Annotated in this window: 22 protein-coding genes; 5 read left to right on the top strand and 17 right to left on the bottom strand. The window is 61.2% G+C overall.

The features are described 5' to 3' along the window. Positions 1-19: 19 nt before the first annotated feature. Positions 20-994: a 2-hydroxyacid dehydrogenase gene (locus ACKUG4_RS07775; RefSeq protein WP_236189767.1), complete on the bottom strand. Its 975-nt coding sequence runs from the start codon at positions 992-994 to the stop codon at positions 20-22. A gap of 684 nt (positions 995-1678) precedes the next feature. Beyond that, positions 1679-2647: a LysR family transcriptional regulator gene (locus ACKUG4_RS07770; protein WP_445433757.1), complete on the bottom strand. Its 969-nt coding sequence runs from the start codon at positions 2645-2647 to the stop codon at positions 1679-1681. A gap of 181 nt (positions 2648-2828) precedes the next feature. Between ACKUG4_RS07770 and ACKUG4_RS07765 the strand changes: the two genes are divergently transcribed. From ACKUG4_RS07765 to ACKUG4_RS07750, 4 genes are all read left to right on the top strand, one after another. Beyond that, positions 2829-4328 carry an efflux transporter outer membrane subunit gene (locus ACKUG4_RS07765; RefSeq protein WP_445433756.1) on the top strand — a complete coding sequence of 500 codons (1500 nt, stop codon included), beginning with the start codon at positions 2829-2831 and terminating at the stop codon, positions 4326-4328. Between the two features lie 139 nt (positions 4329-4467). After that, positions 4468-6660, top strand: a complete 2193-nt coding sequence (locus tag ACKUG4_RS07760) for an FUSC family protein (RefSeq protein ID WP_445433755.1) — start codon at positions 4468-4470, stop codon at positions 6658-6660. Beyond that, positions 6650-6850 carry a DUF1656 domain-containing protein gene (locus ACKUG4_RS07755; protein WP_003221811.1) on the top strand — a complete coding sequence of 67 codons (201 nt, stop codon included), beginning with the start codon at positions 6650-6652 and terminating at the stop codon, positions 6848-6850. The genes ACKUG4_RS07760 and ACKUG4_RS07755 overlap by 11 nt, the downstream gene beginning before the upstream one ends. 10 nt (positions 6851-6860) lie before the next feature. After that, positions 6861-7727 (top strand): efflux RND transporter periplasmic adaptor subunit, encoded by an 867-nt coding sequence (locus ACKUG4_RS07750; protein ID WP_445433754.1) that lies wholly within the window; start codon positions 6861-6863, stop codon positions 7725-7727. A gap of 143 nt (positions 7728-7870) precedes the next feature. On the opposite strand, the gene ACKUG4_RS07745 is transcribed toward ACKUG4_RS07750, so the two are convergent. Next, a complete protein-coding gene (locus ACKUG4_RS07745) occupies positions 7871-8269 on the bottom strand; it encodes a DUF4440 domain-containing protein (protein WP_085611395.1) in 399 nt (132 codons plus the stop codon). Then, positions 8266-9636, bottom strand: coding sequence for an MFS transporter (locus tag ACKUG4_RS07740; RefSeq protein ID WP_445433753.1), 1371 nt, complete (start codon positions 9634-9636; stop codon positions 8266-8268). The genes ACKUG4_RS07745 and ACKUG4_RS07740 overlap by 4 nt, the downstream gene beginning before the upstream one ends. A gap of 110 nt (positions 9637-9746) precedes the next feature. On the opposite strand from ACKUG4_RS07740, the gene ACKUG4_RS07735 reads away from it, so the two are divergent. Continuing rightward, positions 9747-10634, top strand: a complete 888-nt coding sequence (locus tag ACKUG4_RS07735; protein ID WP_445433752.1) for a LysR family transcriptional regulator — start codon at positions 9747-9749, stop codon at positions 10632-10634. 21 nt (positions 10635-10655) lie between these two features. Here the strand turns inward: ACKUG4_RS07735 and ACKUG4_RS07730 are convergent, their stop codons facing one another. The 13 genes from ACKUG4_RS07730 to algK all read right to left on the bottom strand — a co-directional run bounded on the left by ACKUG4_RS07730 (position 10656) and on the right by algK (position 26932). Next, a complete protein-coding gene (locus ACKUG4_RS07730; protein ID WP_445433751.1) occupies positions 10656-11654 on the bottom strand; it encodes an SEL1-like repeat protein in 999 nt (332 codons plus the stop codon). A 239-nt stretch (positions 11655-11893) separates the two neighbouring features. After that, entirely contained in the window at positions 11894-12718 is an 825-nt protein-coding gene (locus ACKUG4_RS07725; RefSeq protein WP_445433750.1) for an SDR family oxidoreductase, read from the bottom strand. A 34-nt stretch (positions 12719-12752) separates the two neighbouring features. Next, positions 12753-13217, bottom strand: a complete 465-nt coding sequence (locus ACKUG4_RS07720) for a hypothetical protein (protein WP_007957299.1) — start codon at positions 13215-13217, stop codon at positions 12753-12755. Between the two features lie 239 nt (positions 13218-13456). Beyond that, positions 13457-14089: a hypothetical protein gene (locus tag ACKUG4_RS07715; RefSeq protein ID WP_445433749.1), complete on the bottom strand. Its 633-nt coding sequence runs from the start codon at positions 14087-14089 to the stop codon at positions 13457-13459. A gap of 419 nt (positions 14090-14508) precedes the next feature. Further along, a complete protein-coding gene (locus ACKUG4_RS07710) occupies positions 14509-15960 on the bottom strand; it encodes a mannose-1-phosphate guanylyltransferase/mannose-6-phosphate isomerase (RefSeq protein ID WP_064382465.1) in 1452 nt (483 codons plus the stop codon). Between the two features lie 105 nt (positions 15961-16065). Then, positions 16066-16722 carry an alginate O-acetyltransferase AlgF gene (locus ACKUG4_RS07705; protein WP_085647734.1) on the bottom strand — a complete coding sequence of 219 codons (657 nt, stop codon included), beginning with the start codon at positions 16720-16722 and terminating at the stop codon, positions 16066-16068. A gap of 14 nt (positions 16723-16736) precedes the next feature. Next, positions 16737-17909 carry an alginate O-acetyltransferase gene (locus ACKUG4_RS07700; RefSeq protein WP_039769444.1) on the bottom strand — a complete coding sequence of 391 codons (1173 nt, stop codon included), beginning with the start codon at positions 17907-17909 and terminating at the stop codon, positions 16737-16739. A gap of 10 nt (positions 17910-17919) precedes the next feature. Further along, a complete protein-coding gene (locus tag ACKUG4_RS07695; protein WP_085611402.1) occupies positions 17920-19485 on the bottom strand; it encodes an MBOAT family O-acyltransferase in 1566 nt (521 codons plus the stop codon). A gap of 363 nt (positions 19486-19848) precedes the next feature. After that, positions 19849-20973, bottom strand: a complete 1125-nt coding sequence (locus ACKUG4_RS07690) for a mannuronate-specific alginate lyase (RefSeq protein ID WP_445433748.1) — start codon at positions 20971-20973, stop codon at positions 19849-19851. Positions 20974-20981: 8 nt separating this feature from the next. Then, the gene (locus tag ACKUG4_RS07685) at positions 20982-22433 is read right to left on the bottom strand and encodes an alginate O-acetyltransferase (RefSeq protein ID WP_039769449.1); all 1452 of its coding nucleotides are present in this window, start codon (positions 22431-22433) and stop codon (positions 20982-20984) included. A 10-nt stretch (positions 22434-22443) separates the two neighbouring features. Then, on the bottom strand, positions 22444-24015 hold the full coding sequence (algG, locus tag ACKUG4_RS07680) for a mannuronan 5-epimerase AlgG (protein ID WP_039769710.1): 1572 nt from the start codon (positions 24013-24015) through the stop codon (positions 22444-22446). A 26-nt stretch (positions 24016-24041) separates the two neighbouring features. Further along, a complete protein-coding gene (locus ACKUG4_RS07675; protein WP_085608137.1) occupies positions 24042-25529 on the bottom strand; it encodes an alginate export family protein in 1488 nt (495 codons plus the stop codon). Next, on the bottom strand, positions 25526-26932 hold the full coding sequence (gene algK, locus ACKUG4_RS07670) for an alginate biosynthesis TPR repeat lipoprotein AlgK (RefSeq protein WP_445433747.1): 1407 nt from the start codon (positions 26930-26932) through the stop codon (positions 25526-25528). The genes ACKUG4_RS07675 and algK overlap by 4 nt, the downstream gene beginning before the upstream one ends. Positions 26933-26940 lie beyond the last annotated feature (8 nt).

The following is a 26940-nucleotide window of genomic DNA, read 5'->3' as shown; positions in this document are numbered from 1 at the left end:
CAGTACTTGCCCGACTTGTTTATCCGCGCCAGACCTGCGGGTTCACCAGATCCTGCGGACGCTCGCCGAGCAGGGCACTGCGCAGGTTGGCCAGGGCACGATTGGCCATGGCTTCGCGGGTTTCGTGAGTGGCCGAGCCGATGTGCGGCAGGGTCACAGCGTTTTTCAGCTGGAACAGCGGTGATTCGGCCAGCGGTTCCTTCTCGTAAACGTCCAGACCGGCACCGCGAATCCGGTTGTTCTGTAATGCCTCGATCAGTGCCGGCTCGTCGACGACCGGGCCACGGGAGATGTTCACCAGAATCGCATCCGGCTTCATCAGCGCCAGTTCGCGGTGGCTGATCAGGTGGCGGGTCTTGTCGCTGAGCGGCACCACCAGACAAACGAAGTCGGCCTCGGCCAGCAGTTGGTCAAGGCTGCGAAATTGTGCACCGAGCTGCTGTTCGAGTTCGGTCTTGCGGCTGTTGCCGCTGTAGAGGATCGGCATGTTGAAGCCGAAGCGGCCGCGACGGGCGACGGCAGCGCCGATGTTGCCCATGCCGACGATGCCCAGGGTCTTGCCGTGCACGTCGCAACCGAACAGCGGTGCGCCGACGCTGGCCTGCCATTGGCCGGCCTTGGTCCAGGCGTCGAGTTCGGCGACGCGGCGGGCGCTGCTCATGATCAGGGCGAAGGCCAGGTCGGCGGTGCTTTCGGTGAGCACGTCAGGGGTGTTGGTGAGCATGATCCCGCGTTCGTTGAAATAGGCGAGGTCGTAGTTGTCGTAGCCGACGGAGACGCTGGAGACCACCTCGAGTTTGGCGGCGTTTTCCAGTTGGGCCTTGCCGAGTTTGCGACCGACGCCGATCAGGCCGTGGGCGTGGGGCAAGGCTTCGTTGAACTGGGCGTTGATGTCGCCGTTTTTCGGGTTGGGGACGATGACGTCGAACTCTTGTTGCAGGCGTTCGATCATTGGGGGGGTGATGCGGCTGAAGGCCAGGACTGTTTTTTTCATCGCTATGGGCTCGGCTTCGGGGCTTTATTGCCAAGCAAGCTAACATTTCTGTTTTGGGTTGTCTTGGCGGCCTCCGGGCCGACCAGACTTTTGGGGTTTTGGGTGAATATCCGTTTCTGCGGGTGCACCCGCTGGCGGTTTCGCTTTTACAGCGAGTCACTTTGGCAAACGCCGGAATGCCGGCCCAGCCCAAAGTAACCAAAACGCTGGGCCCCGGCGTTCGGCACCTCGCTTTGGCTCGGTGTTCCTTCGTTCCGGGATTCATCCGGGGGCATCGCCTACGGTTTGCTTCGCTGCACCTCCTCTCGATGCATGCGGCTGCGCCGCACGGTCGCTGCGCTCCCACCCCCGGATAAACCCCTCCACTCAGCCTTCCGATGGGGCCGGTACGTCAAAAGCCTTACTCGAGCTAACGCTCATCGTGTTGAGTGGTGGAAGCGGAAGCAGATGTGGCAAAAGCTGTGGAAGTAGAAGTGGAAGCTGATGTGGATGTGGATGTGGATGTGGATGTGGATGTGGATGTGGAAGCATGAGTCGAGTTGCGTGGATCTTGAAATCCGAATTCACCTCGGTATGTCACGTCGGCGTACCTCTTGCAAACAACTCGGTCAGTCCCCTCTCCCTCCGGGAGAGGGTTAGGGTGAGGGGGGCCCTCAGCATCACCCTATTTACAGGCCGGCCAACTCAATTAGCCACCCGAACCCCCGCCAGACTCCCACTCATCTCATAAGCCGCCAGTTCCGCCTGATGCCCCGCCAATATCTCCGGCAGCGAACCACGCAGGTATTCAACCCAGGTCTTGATCTTCGCATCCAGATACTGCCGCGACGGGTAGATCGCGTACAGGTTCAGTTCCTGCGAGCGGTAGTTCGGCATCACCCGCACCAACGAGCCGTTGCGCAAGCCTTCAATCGCGGCGTACACCGGTAACACGCCGACTCCCATCCCACTGGTGATCGCGCTTTTCATCGCGTCGGCGGAGTTCACCAGGAAAGGGGAGCTGTTGATAGTGACCACTTCCTGACCGTCCGGGCCGTCGAAGGCCCATTTTTCCAGGGGGATCACCGGGCTCACCAGGCGCAGGCAGGCGTGGTTCAGCAGGTCGCTGGGTTTTTGTGCGCAGCCGTTGGCTTTCACGTAGGCCGGGGAGGCGCAGACGATGCTGTAGGTGATGCCCAGGCGTTGCGAGACGAAGCCCGAGTCCGGCAGCTCGCGAGCGAGGACGATGGACACGTCGTAGCCTTCGTCGAGCAGGTCCGGCACGCGGTTGGCCATGGTCAGGTCGAAGGTCACGTCCGGGTGGGTCTTGCGATAACGGGCGATGGCGTCGATCACGAAGTGCTGGCCGATGCCGGTCATGGTGTGCACTTTCAATTGTCCGGCCGGGCGGGCGTGGGCCTCGCTGGCTTCGGCTTCTGCCTCTTCGACGTAGGCGAGGATCTGCTCGCAGCGCAGCAGGTAGCGCTTGCCGGCTTCGGTGAGCGCGATGCGGCGGGTCGTGCGATTGAGCAGGCGGGTTTGCAGGTGGGCCTCAAGGTTGGAGACCGCGCGCGAGACGTTGGCGGTGGTGGTGTCGAGCTGCACGGCGGCGGCTGTGAAGCTGCCGGCTTCGGCCACACAACTGAAGGCGCGCATGTTTTGCAAAGTGTCCATGGGGTGCTCTCAAGGGAGATGGCAAATTGTGACACGAAGTTTCAGGGTCTGAGACCCCGACCAAGGGATTATCTCGTTAACGGTAACAAAGATTCACAGGAATCCCAGCTTATCGCCGTTATTGCGCCCCCCTAGAATTGCGCCCACCTCGAAACATCCCCCACCTCAGGAATTCGCAGCAGTGCCGCGTCGCATCAACAGAGCGCTTTTGCCGCTCAGTGTTCTGGCTTTTTCGTTAGGTCTTGGCGGCTGCATCGGAACCGGAGGGATTGCCCCGCAGGGCAAGGCTCTGGAGGCCAATGAACTGGCCACCGACGAGGCCATCGCCCACGCCGCCCGTGACGCAAACTGGCCCACCGCCCAATGGTGGCAAGCCTACGGTGACCCGCAACTCAACCATTGGATCGATCTTGCCGTGCAAGGCAACCCGACCCTGGCCATGGCCGCCGCGCGCGTGCGTCAGGCCCGGTCCATGGCCGGTGTCGCCGAAGCCGCCGAGTCGTTGCAGATCAATGGCGAGTCGACCCTCAAGCGCCACAACTGGCCGACCGACCAGTTCTACGGCCCCGGTGAGCTGGCCAACAGCACCACCTGGGACAACAACGCCGCGCTGGGTTTCAGTTACGCCCTCGACCTCTGGGGGCGTGAAAGCAACAGCACCGAGCGTGCGGTGGATCTGGCGCACATGAGCGCGGCCGAGGCGCGTCAGGCGCAGCTCGAATTGCAGAACAACATCGTGCGCGCCTATATCGAGCTGTCGCTGCATTACGCCCAGCGCGATATCGTGGCGGCGACGCTCAAACAGCAACAGCAGATTCTCGAGCTGGCGCAGAAACGCCTGGACGGCGGGATCGGCACCCACTTCGAAGTCAGCCAGGCCGAAACCCCGCTGCCGGAAACCCATCGGCAGCTGGATGCGCTGGACGAAGAAATCGCCCTGAGCCGCAACCAGATCGCCGCACTGGCCGGCAAGGGGCCGGGCGCCGGGACGCAATTGCAGCGGCCGACCCTGTCCCTTGGCGCGGCGCTCAAACTGCCGTCGGCACTGCCCGCCGAACTGCTCGGCCAGCGTCCGGACGTGGTCGCCAGTCGCTGGCAAGTGGCGGCGCAGGCGCGCGGAATCGATGTCGCGCATGCCGGGTTCTACCCCAACGTCGATCTGGTCGGCAGCCTCGGCTACATGGCCACCGGCGGCGGGGCGCTGGAGTTCCTGACCGGCAAGAAGCTCAACTACAACGTCGGCCCGGCGATCTCGCTGCCGATCTTTGACGGCGGGCGACTGCGTGCGGAGCTTGGCGAAGCGTCGGCGGGTTATGACATCGCCGTCGCGCATTACAACCAGACCCTGGTCAATGCGCTGAAGAACATCTCGGATCAGTTGATCCGCCGCGAGTCGATGGACAAGCAGCAGACATTCGCCGCCGAATCCGTGGCCACGGCGCAGAAGACCTACGACATCGCGATGATCGCCTACCAGCGCGGGCTCACCGATTACCTCAACGTGCTCAATGCGCAGACCTTGCTGTTCAAACAGCAGCAGGTTCAGCAGCAAGTGCAGGCGGCGCGATTGAGTGCCCACGCAGAACTGGTGACGGCCTTGGGCGGTGGCCTTGGCGCGGGTAAAGACGTGCCGACGGCACAACAAACCCAGGCACCGAAAACCCCGGCCCTCCTGCGTTGAACACACAACCCCTGGGGGAGCGGGCTTGCTCGCGAAGAGGGAGTGTCAGGCAGCCCATGTGTTGTCTGACACAGCGTATTCGCGAGCAAGCCCGCTCCCACAGTTTCTACGGTTCGACTGAATTTTTGAGCACGACCAAATGACTCCCTTGCCCGCACCTTTACGCTGGCTCTACTCCCTGGAATGGCGCCGGGGTTTCTTCGACTGGGCGCGCAGCGACGGCGTGACCTGGGTCTACATCTTCAAGGTGTTGATCGCCGCATTCCTGACCCTGTGGCTGGCGATGCGTCTGGAACTGCCGCAGCCGCGCACGGCGATGATCACCGTGTTCATCGTCATGCAGCCGCAGAGCGGCCAGGTGTTCGCCAAGAGTTTCTACCGTTTTCTCGGCACTCTGGCCGGGTCGGCAATGATGGTCACGCTGATTTCCCTGTTCGCCCAGAACACTGAACTGTTCCTCGGCTCGTTGGCGATCTGGGTCGGCATCTGCTCGGCCGGGGCCGCCCGTTGCCGTAACTTCCGCGCCTACGGTTTCGTGCTGGCCGGCTACACGGCGGCGATGGTCGGCCTGCCGGCGCTCGCTCATCCTGACGGTGCATTCATGGCGGCGGTGTGGCGAGTGCTGGAAATCTCCCTTGGGATTCTCTGCTCGACCCTGGTCAGCGCCGCGATCCTGCCGCAGACCGCCAGTGCCGCGATGCGCAACGCCTTGTATCAGCGCTTCGGTGTGTTCGCCCTGTTCGTCACCGACGGCCTGCGCGGGCGCAGCAAACCGGAGGCGTTCGAGGCCAGCAACGTGCGCTTCATCGCCGAAGCGGTGGGGCTGGAAGGGCTGCGCAGTGTGACCGTGTTCGAAGACCCGCACATGCGTCGACGCAACGGCCGGCTCAGTCGCCTGAACAGCGAGTTCATGGGCATCACCACCCGTTTCAACGCCTTGCATCAGTTGCTCGAACGCCTGCGCCGCAACGGTGCCGATCATGTGGAAGCGGCGATCAAACCGGGCCTGCAGGACCTTGCTGAAGTGCTCGACGGTTTCAGCGGCCGCGCCCTGACCAGCCCGGATGCGGCGCGTCTGGTGCTGGCGCTGGCGGCGTACAAGGAAGGTTTGCCGGCGCGGGTGCGCAGCCTGCGGGCGCTCTTCCAGGAGAGTGAACCGAGCGATGCCGAGCAGTTGGATTTCCACACCGCATACGAGTTGCTCTATCGCTTCGTCGATGACCTGCACAGTTATGCACAGACCCACGCCTCGCTCGCCGATCACCGCCACGAACGCGAGCGCTGGGACGAGCCGTTCACCCCGCAAACCAGTTGGTGGGCCGCAGCGGCTTCGGGGATTCGTGCGTCATTCATCCTGATCGTGCTTGGCAGTTACTGGGTCGCTACTGCGTGGCCGAGCGGCGCGACCATGACCCTGATCGCCGCGGCCACCGTGGGTCTGTCCGCCGCCACACCGAATCCGAAACGCATGGCGTTCCAGATGGCCTGCGGCACGTTCCTCGGGGCGTTGATCGGCTTCGTCGAGATGTTTTTCATCTTCCCGTGGATCGATGGCTTCCCGCTGCTGTGCGTGATGCTCGCGCCGGTGATCGTGCTCGGCTCGTTCCTCGCATCGCGGCCGCAATACGCCGGCGTCGGCCTCGGTCTGCTGATCTTTTTCAGCACCGGTTCGGTGCCGGACAACCTGACGATCTACAACCCCTACACCTTCATCAACGACTACATCGCCATGGTCATGGGCATGCTGGTCTGCGCAGCGGCGGGCGCGATCATTCTGCCGCCGAACAGCCGCTGGTTGTGGCAGCGCCTGGAGCAGGATCTGCGCGGGCAAGTGGTGTACGCGATCAGCGGCAAGCTCAAAGGCCTGGCGTCGAGTTTCGAAAGCCGTACCCGCGACCTGATGCATCAGGCCTATGGGCTGGCGGCCGGTCAGCCGCAGGTGCAGAAAAACCTGCTGCGCTGGATGTTTGTGGTGCTGGAAGTCGGCCACGCGATCATCGAGTTGCGCAAGGAACAGGCGATCCTGCCGGTGCACCCGGCGTATGCCGAATCCCAGCCGTGGCGCCAGGCAATCCGGGTCATGGGGCGCTCGCTGGTGCGGCTGTTCCTGCAGCCGAATTCGAGCAATCTGGAGCGCGCACTGGTCGCGGTCGATCACGCGATCAGCCGGGTCGCCGCCACCGATGAGCCGTTCGCCCCGCACTTCGATACCTCGGCACTGCGGCGGGTGAAAAGCTACCTGCACTTCATCCGCACCTCGCTGCTCGACCCGCAATCGCCCCTTGCTGCCTACGCCATCGCCAAGCCCGAAGGACTTGCCCATGCCTCGTGAAATCGCCTTCCACGGCGTGTACATGCCGACCATGACCCTGATGTTTTTCGTCGCTGCGGCGCTGGCCTGGGCGCTGGACCGGTTTCTGTCGGGGTTCGATCTGTACCGCTTCTTCTGGCACCCGGCGCTGCTGCGCCTGAGCCTGTTTACCTGTCTGTTCGGCGCGATGGCGCTGACTGTCTACCGTTGAGAACGCTCTGATGAAAAAGTTTTTCAGCCTGCTCGCGACCCTGCTGGTGCTGGCCCTGGCGCTGTGGATCGGCCGCACGTTGTGGGAGCACTACATGAACACCCCGTGGACCCGCGACGGCCGGGTGCGCGCCGACATCATCAACGTCGCCGCCGACGTCACTGGCGAAGTGGTCGACGTGCCGGTACGCGACAACCAGTTGGTGAAGAAAGGTGATCTGCTGATGCAGATCGACCCCGAGCACTACCGCCTGGCGGTGAAACAGGCGCAGTCCCTGGTCGCTTCGCGCAAGGCCACGTGGGAGATGCGCAAGGTCAACGCCCATCGCCGCGCCGACCTCGACAACCTGGTGATCTCCAAGGAAAACCGCGACGACGCCAGCAATATCGCCGACTCGGCGCTGGCCGATTACCAACACGCTCAGGCACAACTGGAAGCCGCCGAACTCAACCTCAAACGCACCGAAGTGCGGGCGGCGGTGGACGGCTACGTGACCAACCTCAACGTCCATCGCGGCGACTACGCGCGCATCGGCGAAGCGAAAATGGCCGTGGTCGACATGAACTCGTTCTGGGTCTACGGCTTCTTCGAAGAAACCAAACTGCCTCACGTGCGCGTTGGCGACAAAGCCGACATGCAGCTGATGAGTGGCGAAGTCCTCAAGGGCCACGTGGAAAGTATTTCCCGTGGCATCTACGACCGCGACAACCCGGAAAGCCGCGAGCTGATCGCCGATGTGAACCCGACCTTCAACTGGGTGCGCCTGGCGCAACGGGTGCCGGTGCGGATTCACATCGATGAAGTGCCGGAGGGTGTGCTGCTGGCGGCGGGGATCACTTGCACCGTGGTGGTGAAGCAGGACGCAGTAGATAACTGACAGACCGTGTTGTTGCCATTTGCGAGCAGGCTCGCTCCCACAGATATCGCGGCGTCCAGGTAACCTGAGTACGCCACGATACCTGTGGGAGCGGGCTTGCCCGCGATGCAGGCGACTCGGTCTTACGAGGGAATATTCAGCTTCTATTCGCTGCAAAACGTCTCGTGCAGATGCCGCCAGATCACGCGTCCGGATTCGGTTTTTTCAAACACCACGGTCGAGCGCCGATCCGTGTGCAACCCGCCTGCATCGGTCTGCTGTTCGCGGTAACTCACCGTCGCACCCCCTTCATGCAAGGCAATCCCCGTAAGTTCGCCGAGTTCGATGCGGAACCCGCTCTTCTTCCCGCCCGCCATTTGAAACAACGCACGCAAGGCTTCGGAATCCAGCACGCGTCCCAGTGGCGTCACCATGGAGAACCGTGGCGAAAAACGCGTCAGCAATCGCTCCAGCGCTGCCTCGTCTTCCTCCACCGCAAACCATCGCTCGATGGCCTCATGGGCCTGGATCACTTCGTCAAAATAGTCGGTGTAGTCAGTCATGTGGATTTTTCCTGAAGGTGAGGTGCGCACAGAAGGCTGAGCACTGTCGTCGAGTCGAAACGCAGCACGGCGGCCATCGGCAACAGGGTGAGCAGCGCGGCGGCGAGAAAGCAGTATTTGAATCCGTTGACGCCCAAGGCACCCAGCAATGAACTGAGCAGCGCCGCGCCGAGGCAGAAACCAAGCTGCCGATTGATGTTCCACAGGGCGCTGGAGTGGCCCATTTTCTCCGGCGTGATGCCGACAAATGCCAGAGTTTGTGCGGTGACGCTGCACAGACTGCCGCCCAGCCCCATCAAAGCGTAGGCGAGGATCAACGTGCCGCTGGCGGGCTGGTCGATCTGCATCAGCACGACGATGCCCAGGGATTGCAGCAGCATGCCGGCGATCAGCAACGGCTTGGGGCCGGTCCGGTTGAAACAGCGTTTGCCCAGCATGATCGCCACACCCGAGGCCGCCGCCCAGGCCAGCATCAGCGCCCCGATTTGCGCCGCACTGAAGCCGAGGTCGTGCAGGTACAGCACGGCGATCATGTGAGTGCCGGTGAAGATGCCGGGCACGCACAGGTAGATCAGCATCGCCAGACGCAATGACGGGTTCTTGATCAGTTGCAGATCAAGCACCGCACCCGGTTTGTTCCAGCCATCGCGCAGGTAGATGCACATCGTCATGACGCTGAGCAGCAGGACACCACCCGCGAGATGGCGGGTCGCCGGGGCGCTCGCCAGGCTGACGGCGATCAGCAACAGACACAGCGCGGACGCCGCCAGCAGCAGGCCGCGTGCGTCCAGTGCCGGGCGTTCACTTGCTGGCTGATCCGCTTTCAACCAGAGCAGGCCCAGGCCGAAAGCGAAAAGCGCTACCGGCAGGTTCAGGTAGAAAATCCAGCGCCACGACAACGCCTCGACGATCAGACCACCCGCCGCCGGCGACAGCGCCGGCACCATCAGCGCCACGAGCAAAACCACCCCCGTGAAGTGCGCACGTTGTGTCGCCGGAAACTCTCGATAGGCCAGCGCCTGGCCCACCGGCAGCAGCAATCCACCACCCAGCCCTTGCAGCAGTCGCCAACCGATCAGGCTTTCAATCGAACCGGCCTGAGCGATGAGCCCGGAGGCGATCCCGAACAGCAGCAGCGAACCGAGAATCAGCCGCCGCTCGCCGACCCGTGCAGCCAGCCACACACTCATCGGAATGATCAGCGTCAGCCCGAGCATGTAGGCGTTGGTGATCCAGGCCAGTTGCGTCACCGAAGCGTGCAACTGCGCGGCGATGTCCGGGTAGGCAATGCTGGCGGCGAACATGTTCAGCAGGTCGAGGGCGAACCCCAACAGATACACCAGCGCAACTTTCGAGCGATAGGCCATGGCAGCTTCCCTGTGATGAGGCGTGCAGGGTAGGGCGCATGGGGCGATAGAAATACGCTGGTTTGACTGCTAGTTTGTCAAAAATATTTTGACAGGGAGTGCAGCGAAACATGGTCAGCCTGGATCGATTCGATACCTTCAAGGCCGTGGTCGAGGCCGGCTCGCTGACCGCTGCCGCCGATACGCTGGGGCAGACGCGGGCGGTGGTGAGCTTCAACCTCAAGCGGCTGGAAGAAGAGTTGGGCGTCACCCTGCTCACCCGCAACACCCGGCAACTGGCCCTGACCGATGCCGGCGAACGTTTTTATCGTCGTTGCCTGCGTACGCTGGACGAAGCGCGGCTGGCGATCGAAGAAGCACGTTCGGAACACTCGCAACTCAAGGGCACGCTGCGCATCACCACGACCGTGGAGTTCGCGCTGGCTCAGGTGGTACCGGCGCTGGAGGTGTTTCGACAGCAGCAGCCGCAACTGAACATTCACCTGTCCACGTCTTCGACCCATGCCGATCTGATCTCCGAACGCTTTGACATGGCGATCCGCCTGGGCCGCATGCACGACTCCAATCTGCGGGCCGTGCAGTTGTCGACGTTCGAGGTGTTTGCCGTCGCGGCGCCGGGGCTGATTGAGCGATTTTCGCCGGTCAACACGCTGGCGGTGCTGGAGTCGATGCCGACGCTGGGGCATGGGCGAGTGCCGGAAATGACGGTCAGCGACCCCGCCGGCACCGAGCATATCTATCAGCCAAAACCGGGAACCACCGCCATCGTCGCGGACAACTCCGCGACTCTCCGTGCCTTTGCACTGACCGGGCAAGGCGTGGCGATTCTGCCGCAGTGGCTGATTCAGGAAGACCTGGATGCCGGGCGATTACAACGATTGTTGCCGGATTACCGTTTCGCCCGGCAAGGCGTGTACGCGCTTTACCCGGACACCCGGCACCTGCCGTTGAAGGTGCGGGCGTTCATTGATTTCATGAAAGAGTGGGGCCAGGTGTGAGCCTGCTCGCAATAAGGGCGATCAGTAGAACTTGTTAACCACTAGCAGGCCGGACTCGATGATTTCGTCAACAGATAACGCTTCATCTTCCATGAGGCTGACGATCCGTTGGTCATTCGCGATGTTTGCGCCGGGTAATTTCAGCTGAGCGGCCCGATTGATCACGATGTAGCCGATCACATGATCGGGGCCTTTAGTGAACGGCAACTCCTTGGCTTGATGCACCGCCTGCTTTACGTAGTCGTAGCGCTCGGCAGATGAAAGACCTTTGAACGTATCCGGATAGTTTTGATAGACCTGAGCGGAGTAGCGAGCGACGTCTTCTTCCCGTTCCTCGGCTTGCATGGCTGCCTTGCTGGTGACCTGAGCGGCAAGTTCTGCGAAGCGCTTTTCACCCTCTGCAATCTGCATCGGGGTCATTCGGGTTTTGAGCGTGTCAGCGGCCTGGGCGTCATCTGCATTGGCCATAACTCTGGTCCAGGCATAGGCATCAGTCAGGTTGCCCCGTTCTTTGTATTGCTTGATCAGCTCCTTTTGGGCTTCGGGATAACCGTGCAACGAAGAACGTTCCAGCCAGCGAAGGGCGATTGCGGGGTCTTTTCTTACTCCATAGGTGCCATACTCGAACACCTCATATATGCCGTACTCCGCGCACCAGTCATTTTGGATGGCCGCGTAAGCCGTGTAGTTGAAAGCAGTGGTACTGCTTTGCTCGCTGGTTAGATCGTCCTCCTCGTGAACCATTCTGGAGAGATAGCAAAGCGCACGAGGGTGTTTTGGCGCAGCCATGACCAGGCAGGTTTTGGCTTTTTTATATTCTCGGTCTTCATACAACAGCAGACCTGTGCCAAACAGAATGTCGCTGCTCATTTGCATGTCGCAGTACTCGTTGGCAGTAACTTTCGGCAAAACGCTCTGCTGGGTCAGTTTCGGTAGTGTGTCGTTGAGGGACGGTTCCTGAATGACGCAACCGGACAGCACCGTGAGCAATGCGAGAGGCAGTATATAGGAGACTTTCAAACGGTTTTCCTGATCTGGATGGGAGCTTATGAACAGAGCTCGCGTCAGGCAGGTCAACAAAGCAGCGACCGTTCCGGGAGGGAACAGTCGGGAGGGGGAGATGAATGTTCAGCAATTCCCTTGCCTGGATGCTTGCCCCGGCGACTCCATGCGCTAGCGGGTTCACTTGAAGCGTCGGATGCTTCAAGTGCGAGGCATTCTACTTAGATCGACCGAATTGGCAATTTCACCGCTTGTAATCAAAGTTGCCCGCGCAACCCGAAGCGCTTCATCAACGTCGACTCCAGCAACCCTTTCGGCAGCAAGGTCGCCAGTAATGGCAACGCCCGGCTGCCATTGCCGATGCGGATCAGCCGTGGCGGCTTGCTCTGCTGCACAGCCTTGAGCAGTTCGGCGGCAAATTCGCTGGCCGGCGTCGGTTTGTCCTGGGACGCCTTGGCCCGCGCCCGAATGCCTTCACGCAAAGGAAACCACGGTGATTGTTCGTTGATCAGTTGTTCGGCCTCATGCCCGGCATTCTTGGCGAAGCTGGACTGGATCGCCCCCGGCTGCACTTCCATGACGCGAATCCCGAACGGCGCCAGTTCCATGCGCAACGCATCGCTCAACGCGTGCACCGCCGCTTTCGACGCGCAATACGCACCAGCGAACGGCGTGACCAGCACCCCGGAAACGCTGCCGATATTCACCACCAATCCCTTCGCCCGGCGCAGCACCGGGAACAGCGCACGGGTCACGCCGACAATCGAAAACACGTTGGTTTCGAACTGGCGCTGCATGGCCGGAACACCGCCGTCGAGCAGCGGCCCCATGGCGCCGTAACCGGCGTTGTTGATCAGCACGTCGAGGCCGCCGTGTTGCTGATTGATCCGCTCGGCGAGTTGTTCCAGCGCCGTGTTGTCATTGACGTCGAGTTGCACCGCCGTGAACTCGGCGGCGTCGAGTGCCGCGACATCTTCAGCCTTGCGCGCACTGGCCCAGACCTCGTAGCCGGCGCCTTTGAAGGCATCGGCGAGGGCGCGGCCGATGCCGCTGGAACAACCGGTAATCAACGCAACGGGCATGGCGCATTCCTTGTGCAAAGTGTGAGGGGAGGGATCAGTCGGAGAAACTACCCTGCAATCGCTCGGCGCGAAACTCCAGGGTTTGCGGGCGATAACCAGGGCGCAACGGCGGCATCGGCAGGCAGTCTTCCCAATTGCCGCCGGGCTGCAATTCGCCGGGGCCGCGATAGCGCGGGGCGGCGTATTGATTGTCGGCCAGGTTCACGGTGTCGCCCGGCGCGTACGCCGCGATGCGCCAGCGCAGTTCGGTCAGCGGCACGTCGTTGCCGTTGTTCATCTTGAGCAGCAGCGGGCGGTCGGCGGGGCAGTGTTCGGGGGCATAGACGATGCGCAGTTCCAGGCGCGCCAGTTGCTTGACCTCGCGGTTGTCCAGCCACACCACCCACATCGCCACGAGCCCAAGGCCGACGGCGGCGGCCATGGACACCGGCAAGGCCTTGGCCGGGTAGCGCAACAGCAGGATCAGCCAGGTGATGACCAGCAAGACGCCGATGAACATGTCGCGAAACCTCGATGGAGTAGAAAGGTATCCTACCTAAGCGTTATTCAAAGGCCAAAGCAGACTCAACTAGGTCAGTGAAGCCAAGGGCCTGGAGCAATTTTTTCTAGAATCTGAAGTAATAAGCTCGCAAAAATTTGTACAAATACTTCGATTAAAAAGTCGGCTAGAAAGCGAGACATAGTTAGTACCCCTTGAGTTGCTAGCGGAACTGATTTACTGGCTTTTAATTGAAAAAACTACGTAAGAGGTACCTTCTTGGGCTTTGATCCGGAGCCGCCCGGGCTTTTAGTCTTAGCTTTAGCCTTTTCAGGAAGCTTTCTCTTTTCCTCCGCAAGCCAATAATCTTTCGCGGAGCTCAAGTCCGCAGATGCTCCGATTTCTGCGACACGATCAATGAATCGCCCGTAAAGCTCATCCTGGATGATTTTCTGTTGACGCATGTTCTCCACAGCCACGTTGGGGTTGAGAAGCAAGACATAATGAAACTCTCCGGATGTGCCAGGCTTGGTGTCGATAAACCGATGTTGTTTTAGGATTTTCATCCTGCGACGCCATGTATCAACGGCCCGGGCGCCAGTAAAGCCAGCTTCTCCAGCAAAAGTTGCCTGATTTTCGATCACTATTAAAGGATGATCTGGCGAGCGGGCCCATAGGCAAAATAGAGTATGCCCTGCTGGTTTGCCCTTCGTTAGAGCATCAACGGCCTGCATTGCAATGGGGAGAGATCTGGGTAGGGTGGTAAAACCGTTGTTAGAGCCTCTTCGCCACACCAGTACCTCTGGGTAGTCGGGGAAGTGGATATCCATTTGGGCCGCTGCACGTTCGGCCATTTTCACTTTCTTGGCTTTGCTCTGCTTTACGTTGATCATGATCAGTCCTACCGTCGTTGATGGGTGAACTATTGCCCATCCTGAACGAAAAAACGAACCGTCTTTACGCACGTTTTAATGCAAGCAAAGGTGTGTCAAAGCGTTTTTTGTGCAGTTAAATTTGCGCTATATCACTAAAGTGGAAGCGGGTGAGTTGCGCCATATAACGCGTTTTTTTGTTTAAAAATATTATTTTTCAATGAGTTAAATGTTTTTGGTGTGCTCGTCTGTCCTCCCGTACTCGCTGTGCTCGTTGTTCTCGTGTGCTCTGTGGGATTGTTAAGGGAGGCCAGAGCCTGGGATCGGAGCACCAATTTCACGATTAAAAACTTTGAGGCGGCCAAAAAAAGCCCCCGCCCAACCCACTGCGGATAGGGGACGCAGCGGGCTGGACGGGGGCTTCTTGTTTTACGGAACGCTTACTGCGCGATGGTTTTCACCGACACTCCGCGTTCGACCGGGGTGGAGCGACCGTAGATATCTTCGAAGCGCTCGATATCGTCTTCGCCCAGGTATGAGCCCGACTGCACTTCGATGATTTCCAGCGGGATCTTGCCCGGGTTGCGCAGGCGATGCACCGAGGCGATCGGGATGTAGGTCGACTGGTTTTCAGTGAGCAGAAACACGTTCTCGTCGCAGGTCACTTCGGCGGTTCCGCTGACCACGATCCAGTGTTCTGCGCGGTGGTGGTGCATCTGCAGCGACAGGCACGCGCCCGGCTTGACCGAGATGTGCTTGACCTGGAAGCGGCCACCCATGTCCACCGAGTCGTACGAGCCCCACGGACGGTACACCTCGCAGTGGTTCTGGGTTTCGCTGCGGCCCTGGGCGTTGAGGGTGTTGACCATCTGCTTGACGCCCTGGACCTTGTCCTTGTGGGCGATCATCATGGCGTCCTTGGTTTCGACCACCACGATGTTTTCCAGACCGATCACCGACACCAGTTTGCCGTTGCCGTGGATCATGCAGTTCTTGCTGTCCTGGATCACCACGTCGCCCTTGCTGACGTTGCCGTTGGCGTCCTTCTCGTTGACTTCCCACAGCGACGACCAGCAGCCGACATCGCTCCAGCCGGCGGTCAGCGGCACCACGCAGGCGCGCTGGGTCTTTTCCATCACGGAATAGTCGATGGAGTTGTCCGGGCAGCAGGCGAAGGTGGCTTCGTCCAGGGTGACCGTGTCGGCATCCTGCTGGCTGCGCTCGAGGGTCAGCAGGCAGGTATCATAGATGTCCGGATCATGCTTTTTCAGTTCTTCGAGGAAGCGGCTGGCGCGGAACAGGAACATGCCGCTGTTCCAGTAATAACCGCCGGACTCTACGTACTCGGTGGCGCGTTTGACGTCGGGTTTTTCCACGAAGTGCGAGACGCGGCTGACGCCTTCCGGCAGCAGCGAATCACCGGTGGACTTGATGTAGCCGTAACCGGTTTCCGGTTTGGTGGCCGGCACGCCGAACAGCACCATCTCGCCGTTTTCGGCGGCGACGGTGGCCAGAGCGAGGGCACGTTGCAGGGCTTTCTGGTCTTCCAGAACGTGGTCGGCCGGCAGCACCAGCATCAGTTCGTCGCGACCTTCATTGACCAGCATCATCGCGGTCAGGGCCACGGCCGGCGCGGTGTTGCGACCGAAGGGTTCCATCAGGATGCGCTGGCATTCCAGATTGCGGCTGGCCAACTGCTCGTTGACGATGAAGCGGTGATCCTTGTTGCAGACCACGATCGGGGTGTCCATGCCTTCGAACACCAGACGCTCGAGGGTTTGCTGGAACAGTGTGTGTTCGCCGGTCAGGGCGAGGAACTGCTTGGGAAACTGCTTGCGCGAAAGCGGCCAAAGACGTGAGCCGCTACCACCTGACAAGATCACCGGAATCATATTGTTTACTCCATAAAATCGATTGGTTAGAGGCACGAACGCTGTGTCGTTTCACTCTTGTTGTTGTTCCGTACCGGGCAGCGACGGCTGCCCGGTTTCATGTGCTTAGCGAGTCGACACCGGGCGTTTCACCCAGACTGGCGACAGGTTGCTGCCGTTTCCGGTGACGTACAGCACGGCTGCTTCACCGCGCTCCAGGGCGACTGGTTTGACGTCGCCGACTTTCTTGTCACCTTCGTACAGCGCCAAGCTGACTTTCACCGGGTTGATTTCACGCTCGCCACGGCCCTTGGCGGCCACGTTCGGCACCACGTCGGTCTTGCCGTCGGCGGTCTTCAGGGTCAGCGACTTGTCGCTGAGGTTCTGCACGCGCACCAGGGATTTCTGCTTGTTCTTGAACGGCGGTTCTTCGATCAGTTGCGGCGCGCCGGAAGCGTTGTTGACCAGGGTGTAGTAGTGGTCACCGGCGAGTTTCACCGGCAGGGTCTGGCTGCCGACCTTGGCGCTGTAATCACCGCCCGGCATGAAGCTGAAGTCGCTGCTGGCCAGCGGCGCGACGTCGCTCAGATTGGTGCTGCCGACGGTGGCGCTGACTTCAGCGTTGCTGGCGTTGTAGACGCGCACGAAGGTCGAGCCTTTCGGTGCAGTCGGGCCGTACAGCGCAGCGTCGCCACCGGCGAAGGCCTGGACCGACAGCACGCTCAGACCCGCAACCAGAGCAATGCGTTTGGCGAGACGACGAGGAGTTGTAGTGAAAGTCATGGTGTACCTCTCTTTCAGTTTTGCGCCCGATCGGGCGTCTCGGATTTAGTGTTGATGGCTACGTTTTGTTGGCGAGCACCGGCTTGTTTGAGCTCTGCGACCCACTGTGGGTCGGCGTCGCCGATTTCGTTGTTCACAGGCAGATATCGTTCAGGAAACTCCCAGATCAGCACCTGTGGCGGGCTGTTCTTGAAGTCATCGCTTTTCAGGTAGCTGAGCATCGGCAGGATCGGGCCGTGGCCGTCTTCGGCGTAATTGACCACGTCGCTGTGCAGCGCTTGCTTGAGCGCACCGACAAAGTTCCAGTTCGGGTTGGCGCTGTAGCTGGTGCCGATCAGGGCCACCGGCACTTCGCTGTTGGCGAACAGGGCGTCGTCCCCGGCGGGTTGTTCGACGGCCACGGTGTTGCGCTTTTGCAGCGGTTCCTTGGCCGGCATCAGGTTTTCGAACAGCGGATCCAGCGGCAGGAACAGACGCAGGTCGCCCTTGTGCGTGACCTTCTCCGCCGGGGTGGTGACGAAGCGCTGTGGCTCGCCGCTGAGCGGGAACTTGTCGGCGATGGTTTTGGCCAGGGTGTTGGCGGCGATTTCCGCGCCTTCAGGGGTCCAGTGGGTGTCGGTGCGCAGGAACACTTGTTGACCGTTCTGCTTGGCCGCTTGCAGCGGGCCGAGCAGGTCGGGAGCGAGAATCTTGTCCGCCGCGACACGGGCGTGGAAGTCCTGATAGAGGTTGGCGTGGATGCTTGCCGGTTTCACTTCACCCAGGTGTTCCGGGTACAGGCGAGCCTTGGCCGGCACGATCGCCATCACCAGTTTCACGCCTTTCTCTTTCAGGGTCTGACGCACGCCTTCGACCAGCGCGTAGTTGCCTTGCAGGTTCAGCTCTTCGTTGACGATCGGGTTGAATTCCTCATCGCTGTACAACCACTGATCGCGACCGAGCACCACGCCCGGACGACCTTCGTTGAACAGTTTGAAATCCAGCGCGGCCCAAAGATTGGTGCCCAGGCGCTTGATCGGGAACTCATCGTCGTAGTGGGTTTCCACGGCTTTGGTCCAGCGGCCGTTGAGCACCGTCGCATCGGCGTTGGTGCTGAAGCCGAAGAAGCTGCGCACCGACCACAGACCGAGCACCAGCAGGGTCACCAGAAACAGCGCGATGTAGAAGATGCGTAATGAGCGGGTCATGTCAGATCCCTCAGAACTGGAAGTAAAGGAACGGCGAGAAGCTTTGCGCCGAGAGTTTGAGAATCGAGGCGATGAACAGCAGCAGGATCAACCCGCGCATCACGTAGCGCGACCAGTCCGCGGTCCAGTAGGCCGGTTGCACCTGGGCCTCGACGCCGACGGTGTAGCCAGGCTCGTGGATGCTCGCCGGGTTTTCGCCCGGGGCTGCCTTGATCATTCCCGGAGTCGCCGTGGCCGGGCCGTTGGCCTCGACGTTGACTTCAGGCTTGCTCTTGGCCGGCGGCTGGTTGGTGTACAGATCGCGCAGGCCGAAGAACGCCAGGGTCACGTAAGCCACCACCAGTGTCGCCACTTGCAGACCGGTGAGGCTGGCCTGGTTGAGTTCCGACAGCGACCAGTCGCCGAAGCTGAACATCGCGCCGTACATGCGGCCGGCAACGTGCAGGTTCTCGGCGCGGAAGATCACCCAGCCCATGACCACCAGCAGGAACGTCAGCGCCCAGCGGATCGGGTTGAGGCTGCGCGGCGCGGTGTTGAGGCCGAGCATTTTTTCGATCGCCAGCCACATGCCGTGCCACGCACCCCAGACGATGTAGGTGATGTTCGCGCCGTGCCACAGACCACCGAGCAGCATGGTCAGGAACAGGTTGCGATAGGTCATCAGCGTGCCTTTGCGGTTGCCGCCAAGCGTGATGTACAGGTAGTCACGCAGCCAGGTCGACAGGCTGATGTGCCAGCGGCGCCAGAACTCGGTGATCGACTGGCTGATGTACGGCTGCTTGAAGTTTTCCATGAAGCGGAAACCCATCATCAGGCCCAGGCCGATAGCCATGTCGCTGTAACCGGAGAAGTCGAAATACAGCTGCGCGGTGTAGGCCAGCGCGCCGAGCCAGGCGTCGCCCGTGGTCGGGTTTTGCAGGGCGAAGCAATGGTCGGCTACCACGGCGAGGGTGTCGGCGATGAACACCTTCTTGATGAAACCCTGCATGAACCGCGTGCAGCCCTCGGAGAACTTGTCGAGGGTGTGGGTGCGGTTGTTGAACTGGTCGGCCAGGTCACGGAAACGCAGCACGGGACCGGCAATCAGGTGCGGGAAGATCGCCACGAACGCCGCGAAGTCGATCAGGTTGCGGGTGGCCGGGGTGTCGCCGCGGTAGACGTCGATGATGTAGCTGATCGACTCGAAGATGTAGAACGAGATACCGATCGGCAGCAGCACGTGGGTCAGGATGAACGGCTCAAGGCCCATCGAGGTCATGATCGCGTTGATGCTGTCGACGCCGAAGTTGGCGTACTTGAAGTAGCCGAGGATGCACAGGTCCACCGCCACGCCGAGCAGCAGCCAGCGCTGGGCCGGTTTGGTGCGCACGCCGGCGGCGCCGACTTTCAGGCCGATCCAATAGTTCCACAGGGTGACGCCGGCGAACAGCGCCAGGAAGTCCACCCGCCACCACGCGTAGAACACGTAGCTGGCGATCAGCAGCAGCAGGTTGCGATAGCGTTGCCCGCTCAGGTAGTACAAGCCGAGAAAGATCGGCAAGAACAGAAACAGGAACACGTTGGATGAAAATACCATCCCGATCTCTCCACGTTTGAACCAACAGTCAAGGGCCAAAGCCCCCCCAAACCCCCCGTGGTGTTGGAGGGGTGAAACGGTGTTTCTTCGAAGGTTGTGGGTGGCCTTGCGACCGTAGCCCTCACCCCCCGCCCTCTCCCGGAGGGAGAGGGAGCCTGATCTCGGTTGTTGCCAAAATTGAGATCGGCTCGGTCTTTCCTATTGCAGCCAATGGCCCCTTGTTTCGATCGCTTTCAAAACCTGAGAACCACTCGGTAGCTCAGGTCGGCGGATCTCTCAAAAGCACCTCGGTCAGTCCCCTCTCCCTCCGGGCGGTCCGACGTTTCGGGAGGGCTAGGGTGAGGGGCTTTTGCCTTTCGCTTTTCACGATCCCTTGTTGCCCTTTTCATGGGACGGGTCGTAGACCTTGGTCAGGTCGCCGCCGAGGCGGAAGGTCTTGAACGGCTGCATGCCATGCTTTTTCTCGATCACATCCGGCGGGCAGGTGTAGAGGGTGCAGAACGGTTCGAGCCAGGCGAATTTCATGTCCTCTTTCAAATCGGTCATGTCCTGCTCTTTGCCGTTCTTCTTCTCGAACTGATCCGGGTCTTTCACTCCGGCCAGCACCCGGTCACCCAGGCGTTTCAGCGCGCCGTTGTTTTCCTGACGCAGATCCACACCGTTGACCTGGGCGAAACTGGCGATCATCGCCAGCGGCGGCAGGGCGTAGTTGTGATAGGCGAGGGCGCGTTGCTGACGCTTGAGTTCGTTCGGCAGGAAACCGTCGGCATCGACTTGATTGACGCCGACCTTGTATTCCTTGACTGCCCAATCGAACAGGTCGCGGCGGTTGGTCGCGACCGATGTCGCCATCACCGACCACGCGGCCCAGTACGAGTGGTTGTTGGTTTTTTCCAGCGGCAGGTTGTCCCAATCGCTGACCACCTGATCAGCCATTTTGCTGAACCAGGCTTCGATCACCTGGGCTTCCTGCTGGTGCTGGGCCAGGGGATGGGAGTCGGAGAACTTCAGGCGAATGTACGAAGACGCCATGCTGCCCAGCGCCCATTTGCGCATCGACTTGCCGGTGTGGTTGAAGTCCTTGGACATCAACGCATCGGCCTTGGCCCACGCGGTGAGCCAGTTGAGTGTGCAATCGAGCTGTTCCGGGCGACCGTCGCGCATGAACTGCATCACCCGCTTGGCGGTGCCGCGCTCCAGGGTGGTGATGTCTTTGGTGGTGTCGCGGAAGGCCTTTTCCGACTGCACGTTCAGCGTCGCGCGAGCCTTGTCCGAGCCTTCGTACTTGCTGCGAAATTGCAGCGGGCCGGTGTAGGGCGTCGGCATCGCATCGCAGCCTTCGCTCTTGTCGCCGGTCTTGAATTTATCCACAGGCGCAAAATAGCCCTGTGGCGGACGCAGTGGTGCGGCGGCCTGCGCGGTACCGGCGAAGATCGCCAGCCCGAGCAGCGTCGGCGCCAAAAGAGTTTTCAGTTTCGGATTTCGCATAGCAGACCTCATTGCCCGACCTGAGCGGTTTGTTGCCCAGCGCCCGGGAATACGTTGCGTTTGCAGATTTTCGCTTCGACTTTCTGTGGCGCGGTGCCCGCTTCCGGGCCCTGGACTTCGACCGCCAGCAGGTTTTGCGAGGCCCAGTCTTCGTCCGTGCGCAACTCAAAGGCGAAACGACCGTCGGTATCGGAGGTTTCCGGTTTCTCGATCTTGATGTCCTCGTGGCGACCGTTCATGTACCAGAGGGTGGCTTGCAGGGTTTTCACCGAGGTGTCGGCGAAGCGGATGTCGACCTGATGGCTGCTGTTCTGCAGGTTCAGGTTCTTGCTGTTGACCAGCAGTTCTTGTTTGCCGCCCGGCTTGAGCGTGGTGCTGGCGGACATTTGCGCCTCTTTGCCTTCGCAGCCGTTGTCGAGCAGCGCCATCATCTGGCGATAGATGGTTTCCTGGTCGAGGCGGTACAGCGGCGAGAATTCCCAGATGAGGATTTTCGGCGGCGTCTTCTGGAATTCGTCGCTGCCCAGGTACTGCAACATCGAACCTTCCAGACCGCCGCCGGGGAACGCGACGTTGAGAATGTCGGCGCCGATGGCTTCTTCGAGGAAGCCGGCGAAGTTGTAGTTCTTGCCGCTGTGCGAAGTACCCACGAGGGTGATTTGCGGATTGCCGGAGTCACCGAACAGATCGCCGTCACCCGCTTCGCCTTTCGGCTCGGTGGTGAACTGGTCCATGTACTGGATCGCGTAACTGGTGCCGCACAGTTGCCCGGCCATGTTGTGCAGGGTGCCGGTTTTGCCCATGCGTCCGGAGCGTTTGGTTTCGAATTCACGCTTGGGAATGTCGGCGAAGGCCGGAATCTGCTTGACCTTCTCGGCGACGATTTTTGCCGTGCGCTGGGCGCCGTATGGCGTCCAGTGCTGGTCGCCGCGGAAGTAGAAATCGTGGGCGGGCAGGGTCTCCGGCAGCGATTCGTTGGTCAGCGGCGACAGGTCCGGCACCACGTAACCCATTTTGGCGAAACGGCCGAGCATGGTCTTGTAGTTGCCCAGCGCTTTCTCGTAATCGAACGCGGCTTTTTCCGCCGGGTTGAGCTTGTTGCGGTTCACCAGGCCACGGGTCGGCTGATAGACGATCACCAGTTCGACGCCTTTGGCCTTGAACGCATCGTGCAGTTGTTGCAGGCGCTTGTAGCCGGCCGGGGTGGTGTTGAACTCGGTGCGCAAGTCTTCCTGGGTCCGGAACAACCAGTCGCCCTGCGCTTGCACCAGAGTGGTGAAGTTTTGCTGATAGCGCGTGGTGTAGTTCTTCGCGTCATGGGCGGCCGGGCACAGGCTGCAGCACGGTTCGGCGGTGAACGTTGGCGCTTTCACTTCGTCCGCGCGGGCGCCGTTGCTGGCTGCCAGGATGCCCACGGTCAGGGCCGACAGGCTGAGTAATTTGATCAGGTGTGGGTGCATAAAATTATCCTCAGTCCTGCAATTCGGTCTGGCGTTCGACAGGGTCGATCAGCACGGCTTTCTGCTGGCGCACCAGCAGGTCGAGAATTTCATCCTGGCGCTCGCCGAGGATGCCGTTGAAGCTGATGCCGCTGGATTTGGTCGGCGCCAGCATCGACACGCGATACAGCTCGACACTCAGGGGCGAATCGATCGACAGCGGGCCGCTGCCGTTAGCCGCCAGTTCACCGCCGACCACGATCAGCGAGACCTGGGCGTCGAACGGGTCGAGCTTGATGTCACGGTCGGTGTCGGTCAGGTCCTTGATGTGCCCGTAGACGCCGGTCAGGCCGTTGGCCATGGCGACGTTTTCGTAGAGGCGGATGTTCACGCTGTTACGAATGCGGATGCCGTGGCGCTTGTTGCTGATGACCTTGTTGCCCCACAGCAGGTTGTCGGCGGACTCGTAGAGGGTGATGCCGTCGGTGTGGTTCTTGTAGATCTCGTTGTAGGCGATCAGGTTGTTCACGCTGTTACGGTCGATCACCAGCCCCGAGAGGTGGTTGTCGTAGCTTTTGTTGTTGAAGATGAAGCTGTCGTTCACTTCACGGGAAATGATGATCCCGTGCTTCTTCTTCGTGCCGTACACCGTGTTCTCGGCAATGATCAGACCGTGGGAACGGTCGTGCGGGTCGATGCCGTAGACGATGTTGTCCTTGTAGGTGTTGCCCTTGACCACGAAGTCGCGGGTCTCGTAGCAGTAGAAGCCGTACCACATGTCCGAGAACTCGGAGCCGACGATCCAGCCGGTCGGCTCGGGACGCTTGAGCACCTTGGCCATGTTCGGCGTGTACTGGGAAATACTCACGCCGTAGGACTTACTGTTGGCGTAGCCGAAGCTGGCCATCTTGCTGTTGACGATGTAGGTCTCGGTGCCGCCCCAGGCCAGCAGGAACGGGCGGAATTCCTTCGGCGAACGGAAGGTCGCCGGGCCGTTTTCCTTCTCGCGCCAGCCGGTGACCCTGGTGTCACGCACGAACAGCTGACCGTCGTTGACCAGGAACGAACCGGCCTCCTGGGACAGGCGCAATTCCTGGGTCTGGCCGTCGATCTCAAGGATGCCTTTGCGGCCGACCACGATCGGCAACTTGGCCAGGTAGACGCCCGGCGAGGTTTCGCTGAAGTACTGCTTGGGCAGTTTCTGCGCCAGCTCTTTCAGGTTCATGTAGCCGTCGTCGACGAAGATCGCCTGCGGGATGCCGTGCTGACGCACCACCCATTCGGCCATCTTGTTGTCGCCGCCGATGAAGTCCTTCAGGGCGTCTTCCTGCATCATCCGGCGCACGCTGATCTTGCCCGGTTTGCTGCGCACGATTTTCGCGGCGGCGGCTTCGGCGGTGTAGCCGGAGAGGTCGGGCAATTTCGGCTTGGCCAGTTCCAGCGCTTCGGTCGGCGCGCTGCTGACGGTGTAGGTCTTGGCCTGTTGCAGCTCCTTGGCGGTGGTCGCGGGTTTGGCCGGTTCCACACTGGCGAAGGCGCCGGCCGAGGCCAGCAGCATCGCGCCGGCCAGCAGGCTGAGTGAGCCTTTGCGGGCACTGTTCATGTCGGGCACTCCCTTGGCGGTCAGCATCAGAAGCGCCAGATCACGTCGATGAACGCGCGGTGCATGTACGAATCGACCTGGCTGCCATAGGCGTCACCCGGCTTGAACACGCCGCCACGGAAACGCACCAGCGCCGACGGTTCGTCGATCGACTGGCTCAGCGCCGCCGGCAGCAAGCCTTGCTTGAAGTACTTGGTGACCACCAGATCCATTTCCTGGCCCAGATCCTTGTTGCCGTCCTGCAGTGGCAGGGAAGTGCTGGAAAGGATCGCGCCAGTGACATCGTCGGTGTTGTTCTCCACGGCATTGATGCCGTTGCTGCCCACCGGCTTGTTGCCGTCCACACGCCAGAACTTGTGGTAGATCAGGCTGGCGTCGTACTGGTCGTTGAGCATCCACGAACCGAACAGGGTGGCGGTCTGCATGTTGTTCATTTCGCCACGGAAGGCCTCGCCGAAACGGTGAACCCGCGAGCGAGTACCGGTGTAGTTCGAGCGGTTGCTTTCCAGGCCGTTCTGTTCGTAATCGGCGCTCGCACGGGCATACGCCGCACCGACCTGCCATTGCGGATCAAGGCGCAGACGCACACCGATGTCGGTGGCCCAGCCGTCGACGTTGTCGCTGCGCTTGGCCTGGGCCGGGCGGGTGCCGTCGGCGTTGAGGGCGTTGACCGTGTCGCGGTCGCCGCTCATGCCGGTGATGCTGCCCCAGTAGTTGACGGTGTTGGTGTTGCGCCAGTTGTAGGCGTCGCTGTCTGCGGTCAGGCCGAGCCAGCTGATATCGCCGTTTTCTTTCTTGTCCAGCGAATCGCCGGCCACGCCTGGCTCCGGATAGTCGAGCTTGCCGTCGTCGTGGGTGTGGTGACCGCGAATCCCGACCCAGTTGCCCGGTGTCCACTGGTAAGCGGCGTCGGCGTAGGCGTGCAGGCGATCCTTGTCTTTGGGGGCCAGCTCTTTCAAGTCGGTACGGTATTCGCTGAAGCGTTCGGCGACACCGGCGTTGGCGCGCAGCAGGGTGGTGTCGAAGGTCCAGTTCAGGGCTTCGATGTTGGTGTCGCGCCACTGGCCGTCGTCATTGCGCAGGCGCTGGCGACCGAACTTGAGGATCTCGCCGGGGTAGGGCGTCAGGCCGCTGTAGCCGACCCAGAATTCGCGCATCGCCAGGTAGTTCTTCTTGGTCTTGCGGTCACCGTTGTCGGTGGTCTGGGTGCCCTCGCTGTCGGACTGCTGCAGGGTGTCGGTCTCGATGATGTCGGTCGAGGTCACGGCCTGGCCCATGGCATAGGCGCTCCACGCGCCGCTTTCGCCGTAGACCCACGGGCGCAGGTCGAGGCCGACGCCGTTGACGTCGCCGCCGCTGGCGGTACCGAGGTCGCGGTCGTCTTCGGACTGGCCGGTGATTTTCACTTCGAGGCCGAAGTTCTTCGATTCAGTCATCGCGGCCAGGGTCGGACAAGACCAGATCAGCGCGAACGTGAGGCCAATGCCGGCCTTCACAAAGGGATTCAATTTCATGGTTTTTCCTCGCCGTCTTCTTCTTGCAGGGCGTGCAGTTGCAGCGTGTTCTGGCTCAGGGCGCCACGGGTCGCCTGTTCCTGTTGCAGCAGGCGCTGGGCTTCGGCCAGGCGCTCGGGCGGCAGTTGCGCGGCGAGGGTGGTCGCCAGCTCATCGGCTTGCGGGGTGTTTTGCGCCTTGGCCAACTGGCTGAACACATAAGCATTGAGCGGGTCGGGCTTGGTGCCCTTGCCTTGGGAAAACAGTTGGGCGATGGCGAAGTCGGCGCTGTTCTGGCCGTTGCGCGCAGCGGTCAGCAGATGGTCGAGGGCCTTCTGCGGATAGACCTTGCCCAGGTAGCCACGGCGGTAGATCTGGCCGAGGTAGTAATCGGCGGCGACTTCGCGGCCGACGGCTTTCTGGAAATGTTCCTCGGCGACTTTGGCGTCGGCCGGGACCAGTTTGCCTTCGTAGTAGAGCTTGCCCAGCAGCAGTTCGGCGCGCGGCTGGTCGGCGGCGCGGCCGTTGTCCAGGTACTTCATCATCTGGTCGACGTCGCCCAGTTCCGGGAAGTCGTAGAGCAGTTGCGCGAGGGTGACCCACGACGCCGGGTAACCCGGCGCGATCGGCTCGAGCAGCGACTGCGCGGTTTTTTCGTCGGTCTTGCCCAGGGTCGAATCGGCCAGCACACGGGCCACGGAGTCCACCCGCTGAGCACTGACGGTGCCGCGGCCGTAACCGGTCTGCAGTTGTTTGATCAGCTCGGCCTGTTGCTCCGGCGCGCCACGTTTCTGATAGACCGTGGCCAGCTCGACGTAGCAGATGTCGGTGGTGTTGAGCGCGGCCTTGCAGATTTTTTCCACGTCATCCAGATGCTGGTCGTACGTGCCTTGGGTGCGATACAGCAGCACTTGTGCGAGACCTGCTTCCGGGTAACCGGATTTGCGCCATTGGTCGATCTGCTGCTGGGCGTTGATGTTCGGGAAACTGTGCGGGTATTGCAGGTACAGCATCGCGAGCGGGATCAGCGTGTTGCCTTCGCCACTGGCGGCGGCTTTCTTCAGCAGGCTTTCGGCTTCCTGATGCTCGGCTTCGGTGGAGCCGGGCTTGGCCACCAGCAGACGACCGAGTCGGGCCTGGGCACGCGGCGAAACACTGGCGGCGGCGCGGTAGGTGGCTTCGGCCTGTTTCATTTGTTCCGGATCGCGGCTGTCGACCTGGATGTCGGCGAGGCCCACCTGGGCTTCGCTGTAACCCAGATCGGCCAGCGCACGGTAGTTCTGCGCGGCGGTCGCGGTGTCACCGCGCTTGAGCGCTTCGTTGGCCAGGCGCTGGTCAGGCAGGCCGGCGCAACCGGCAAGGGCGATTGCCATGGCCAGGGTCAGCGGGACCGGCAGGATTCTGATAGGGCTCGTCACAGGCATGTCCTCGA

The sequence above is a fragment of the Candidatus Pseudomonas auctus genome (assembly GCF_048654275.1).
GTDB lineage: Bacteria > Pseudomonadota > Gammaproteobacteria > Pseudomonadales > Pseudomonadaceae > Aquipseudomonas > Aquipseudomonas pharyngis.
Note: the sequence above shows the minus strand (reverse complement) of the source record. Positions and strands in the feature narration are given on the sequence as shown.

What these genes read in the sequence shown, in the direction of transcription:
- ACKUG4_RS07775 (WP_236189767.1), bottom strand. Translation starts at nt 994, where the DNA reads ATGAAAAAAACAGTCCTGGCCTTCAGCCGCATCACCCCCCCAATGATC.
- ACKUG4_RS07675 (WP_085608137.1), bottom strand. Translation starts at nt 25,529, where the DNA reads ATGAAATTGAATCCCTTTGTGAAGGCCGGCATTGGCCTCACGTTCGCG.
- ACKUG4_RS07695 (WP_085611402.1), bottom strand. Translation starts at nt 19,485, where the DNA reads ATGGTATTTTCATCCAACGTGTTCCTGTTTCTGTTCTTGCCGATCTTT.
- ACKUG4_RS07705 (WP_085647734.1), bottom strand. Translation starts at nt 16,722, where the DNA reads ATGACTTTCACTACAACTCCTCGTCGTCTCGCCAAACGCATTGCTCTG.
- ACKUG4_RS07710 (WP_064382465.1), bottom strand. Translation starts at nt 15,960, where the DNA reads ATGATTCCGGTGATCTTGTCAGGTGGTAGCGGCTCACGTCTTTGGCCG.
- ACKUG4_RS07750 (WP_445433754.1), top strand. Translation starts at nt 6,861, where the DNA reads ATGAAAAAGTTTTTCAGCCTGCTCGCGACCCTGCTGGTGCTGGCCCTG.
- ACKUG4_RS07745 (WP_085611395.1), bottom strand. Translation starts at nt 8,269, where the DNA reads ATGACTGACTACACCGACTATTTTGACGAAGTGATCCAGGCCCATGAG.
- ACKUG4_RS07770 (WP_445433757.1), bottom strand. Translation starts at nt 2,647, where the DNA reads ATGGACACTTTGCAAAACATGCGCGCCTTCAGTTGTGTGGCCGAAGCC.
- ACKUG4_RS07760 (WP_445433755.1), top strand. Translation starts at nt 4,468, where the DNA reads ATGACTCCCTTGCCCGCACCTTTACGCTGGCTCTACTCCCTGGAATGG.
- ACKUG4_RS07725 (WP_445433750.1), bottom strand. Translation starts at nt 12,718, where the DNA reads ATGCCCGTTGCGTTGATTACCGGTTGTTCCAGCGGCATCGGCCGCGCC.
- ACKUG4_RS07685 (WP_039769449.1), bottom strand. Translation starts at nt 22,433, where the DNA reads ATGCACCCACACCTGATCAAATTACTCAGCCTGTCGGCCCTGACCGTG.
- algG (WP_039769710.1), bottom strand. Translation starts at nt 24,015, where the DNA reads ATGAACAGTGCCCGCAAAGGCTCACTCAGCCTGCTGGCCGGCGCGATG.
- ACKUG4_RS07740 (WP_445433753.1), bottom strand. Translation starts at nt 9,636, where the DNA reads ATGGCCTATCGCTCGAAAGTTGCGCTGGTGTATCTGTTGGGGTTCGCC.
- ACKUG4_RS07755 (WP_003221811.1), top strand. Translation starts at nt 6,650, where the DNA reads ATGCCTCGTGAAATCGCCTTCCACGGCGTGTACATGCCGACCATGACC.
- ACKUG4_RS07700 (WP_039769444.1), bottom strand. Translation starts at nt 17,909, where the DNA reads ATGACCCGCTCATTACGCATCTTCTACATCGCGCTGTTTCTGGTGACC.
- ACKUG4_RS07720 (WP_007957299.1), bottom strand. Translation starts at nt 13,217, where the DNA reads ATGTTCATCGGCGTCTTGCTGGTCATCACCTGGCTGATCCTGCTGTTG.
- algK (WP_445433747.1), bottom strand. Translation starts at nt 26,932, where the DNA reads ATGCCTGTGACGAGCCCTATCAGAATCCTGCCGGTCCCGCTGACCCTG.
- ACKUG4_RS07715 (WP_445433749.1), bottom strand. Translation starts at nt 14,089, where the DNA reads ATGATCAACGTAAAGCAGAGCAAAGCCAAGAAAGTGAAAATGGCCGAA.
- ACKUG4_RS07735 (WP_445433752.1), top strand. Translation starts at nt 9,747, where the DNA reads ATGGTCAGCCTGGATCGATTCGATACCTTCAAGGCCGTGGTCGAGGCC.
- ACKUG4_RS07690 (WP_445433748.1), bottom strand. Translation starts at nt 20,973, where the DNA reads ATGCGAAATCCGAAACTGAAAACTCTTTTGGCGCCGACGCTGCTCGGG.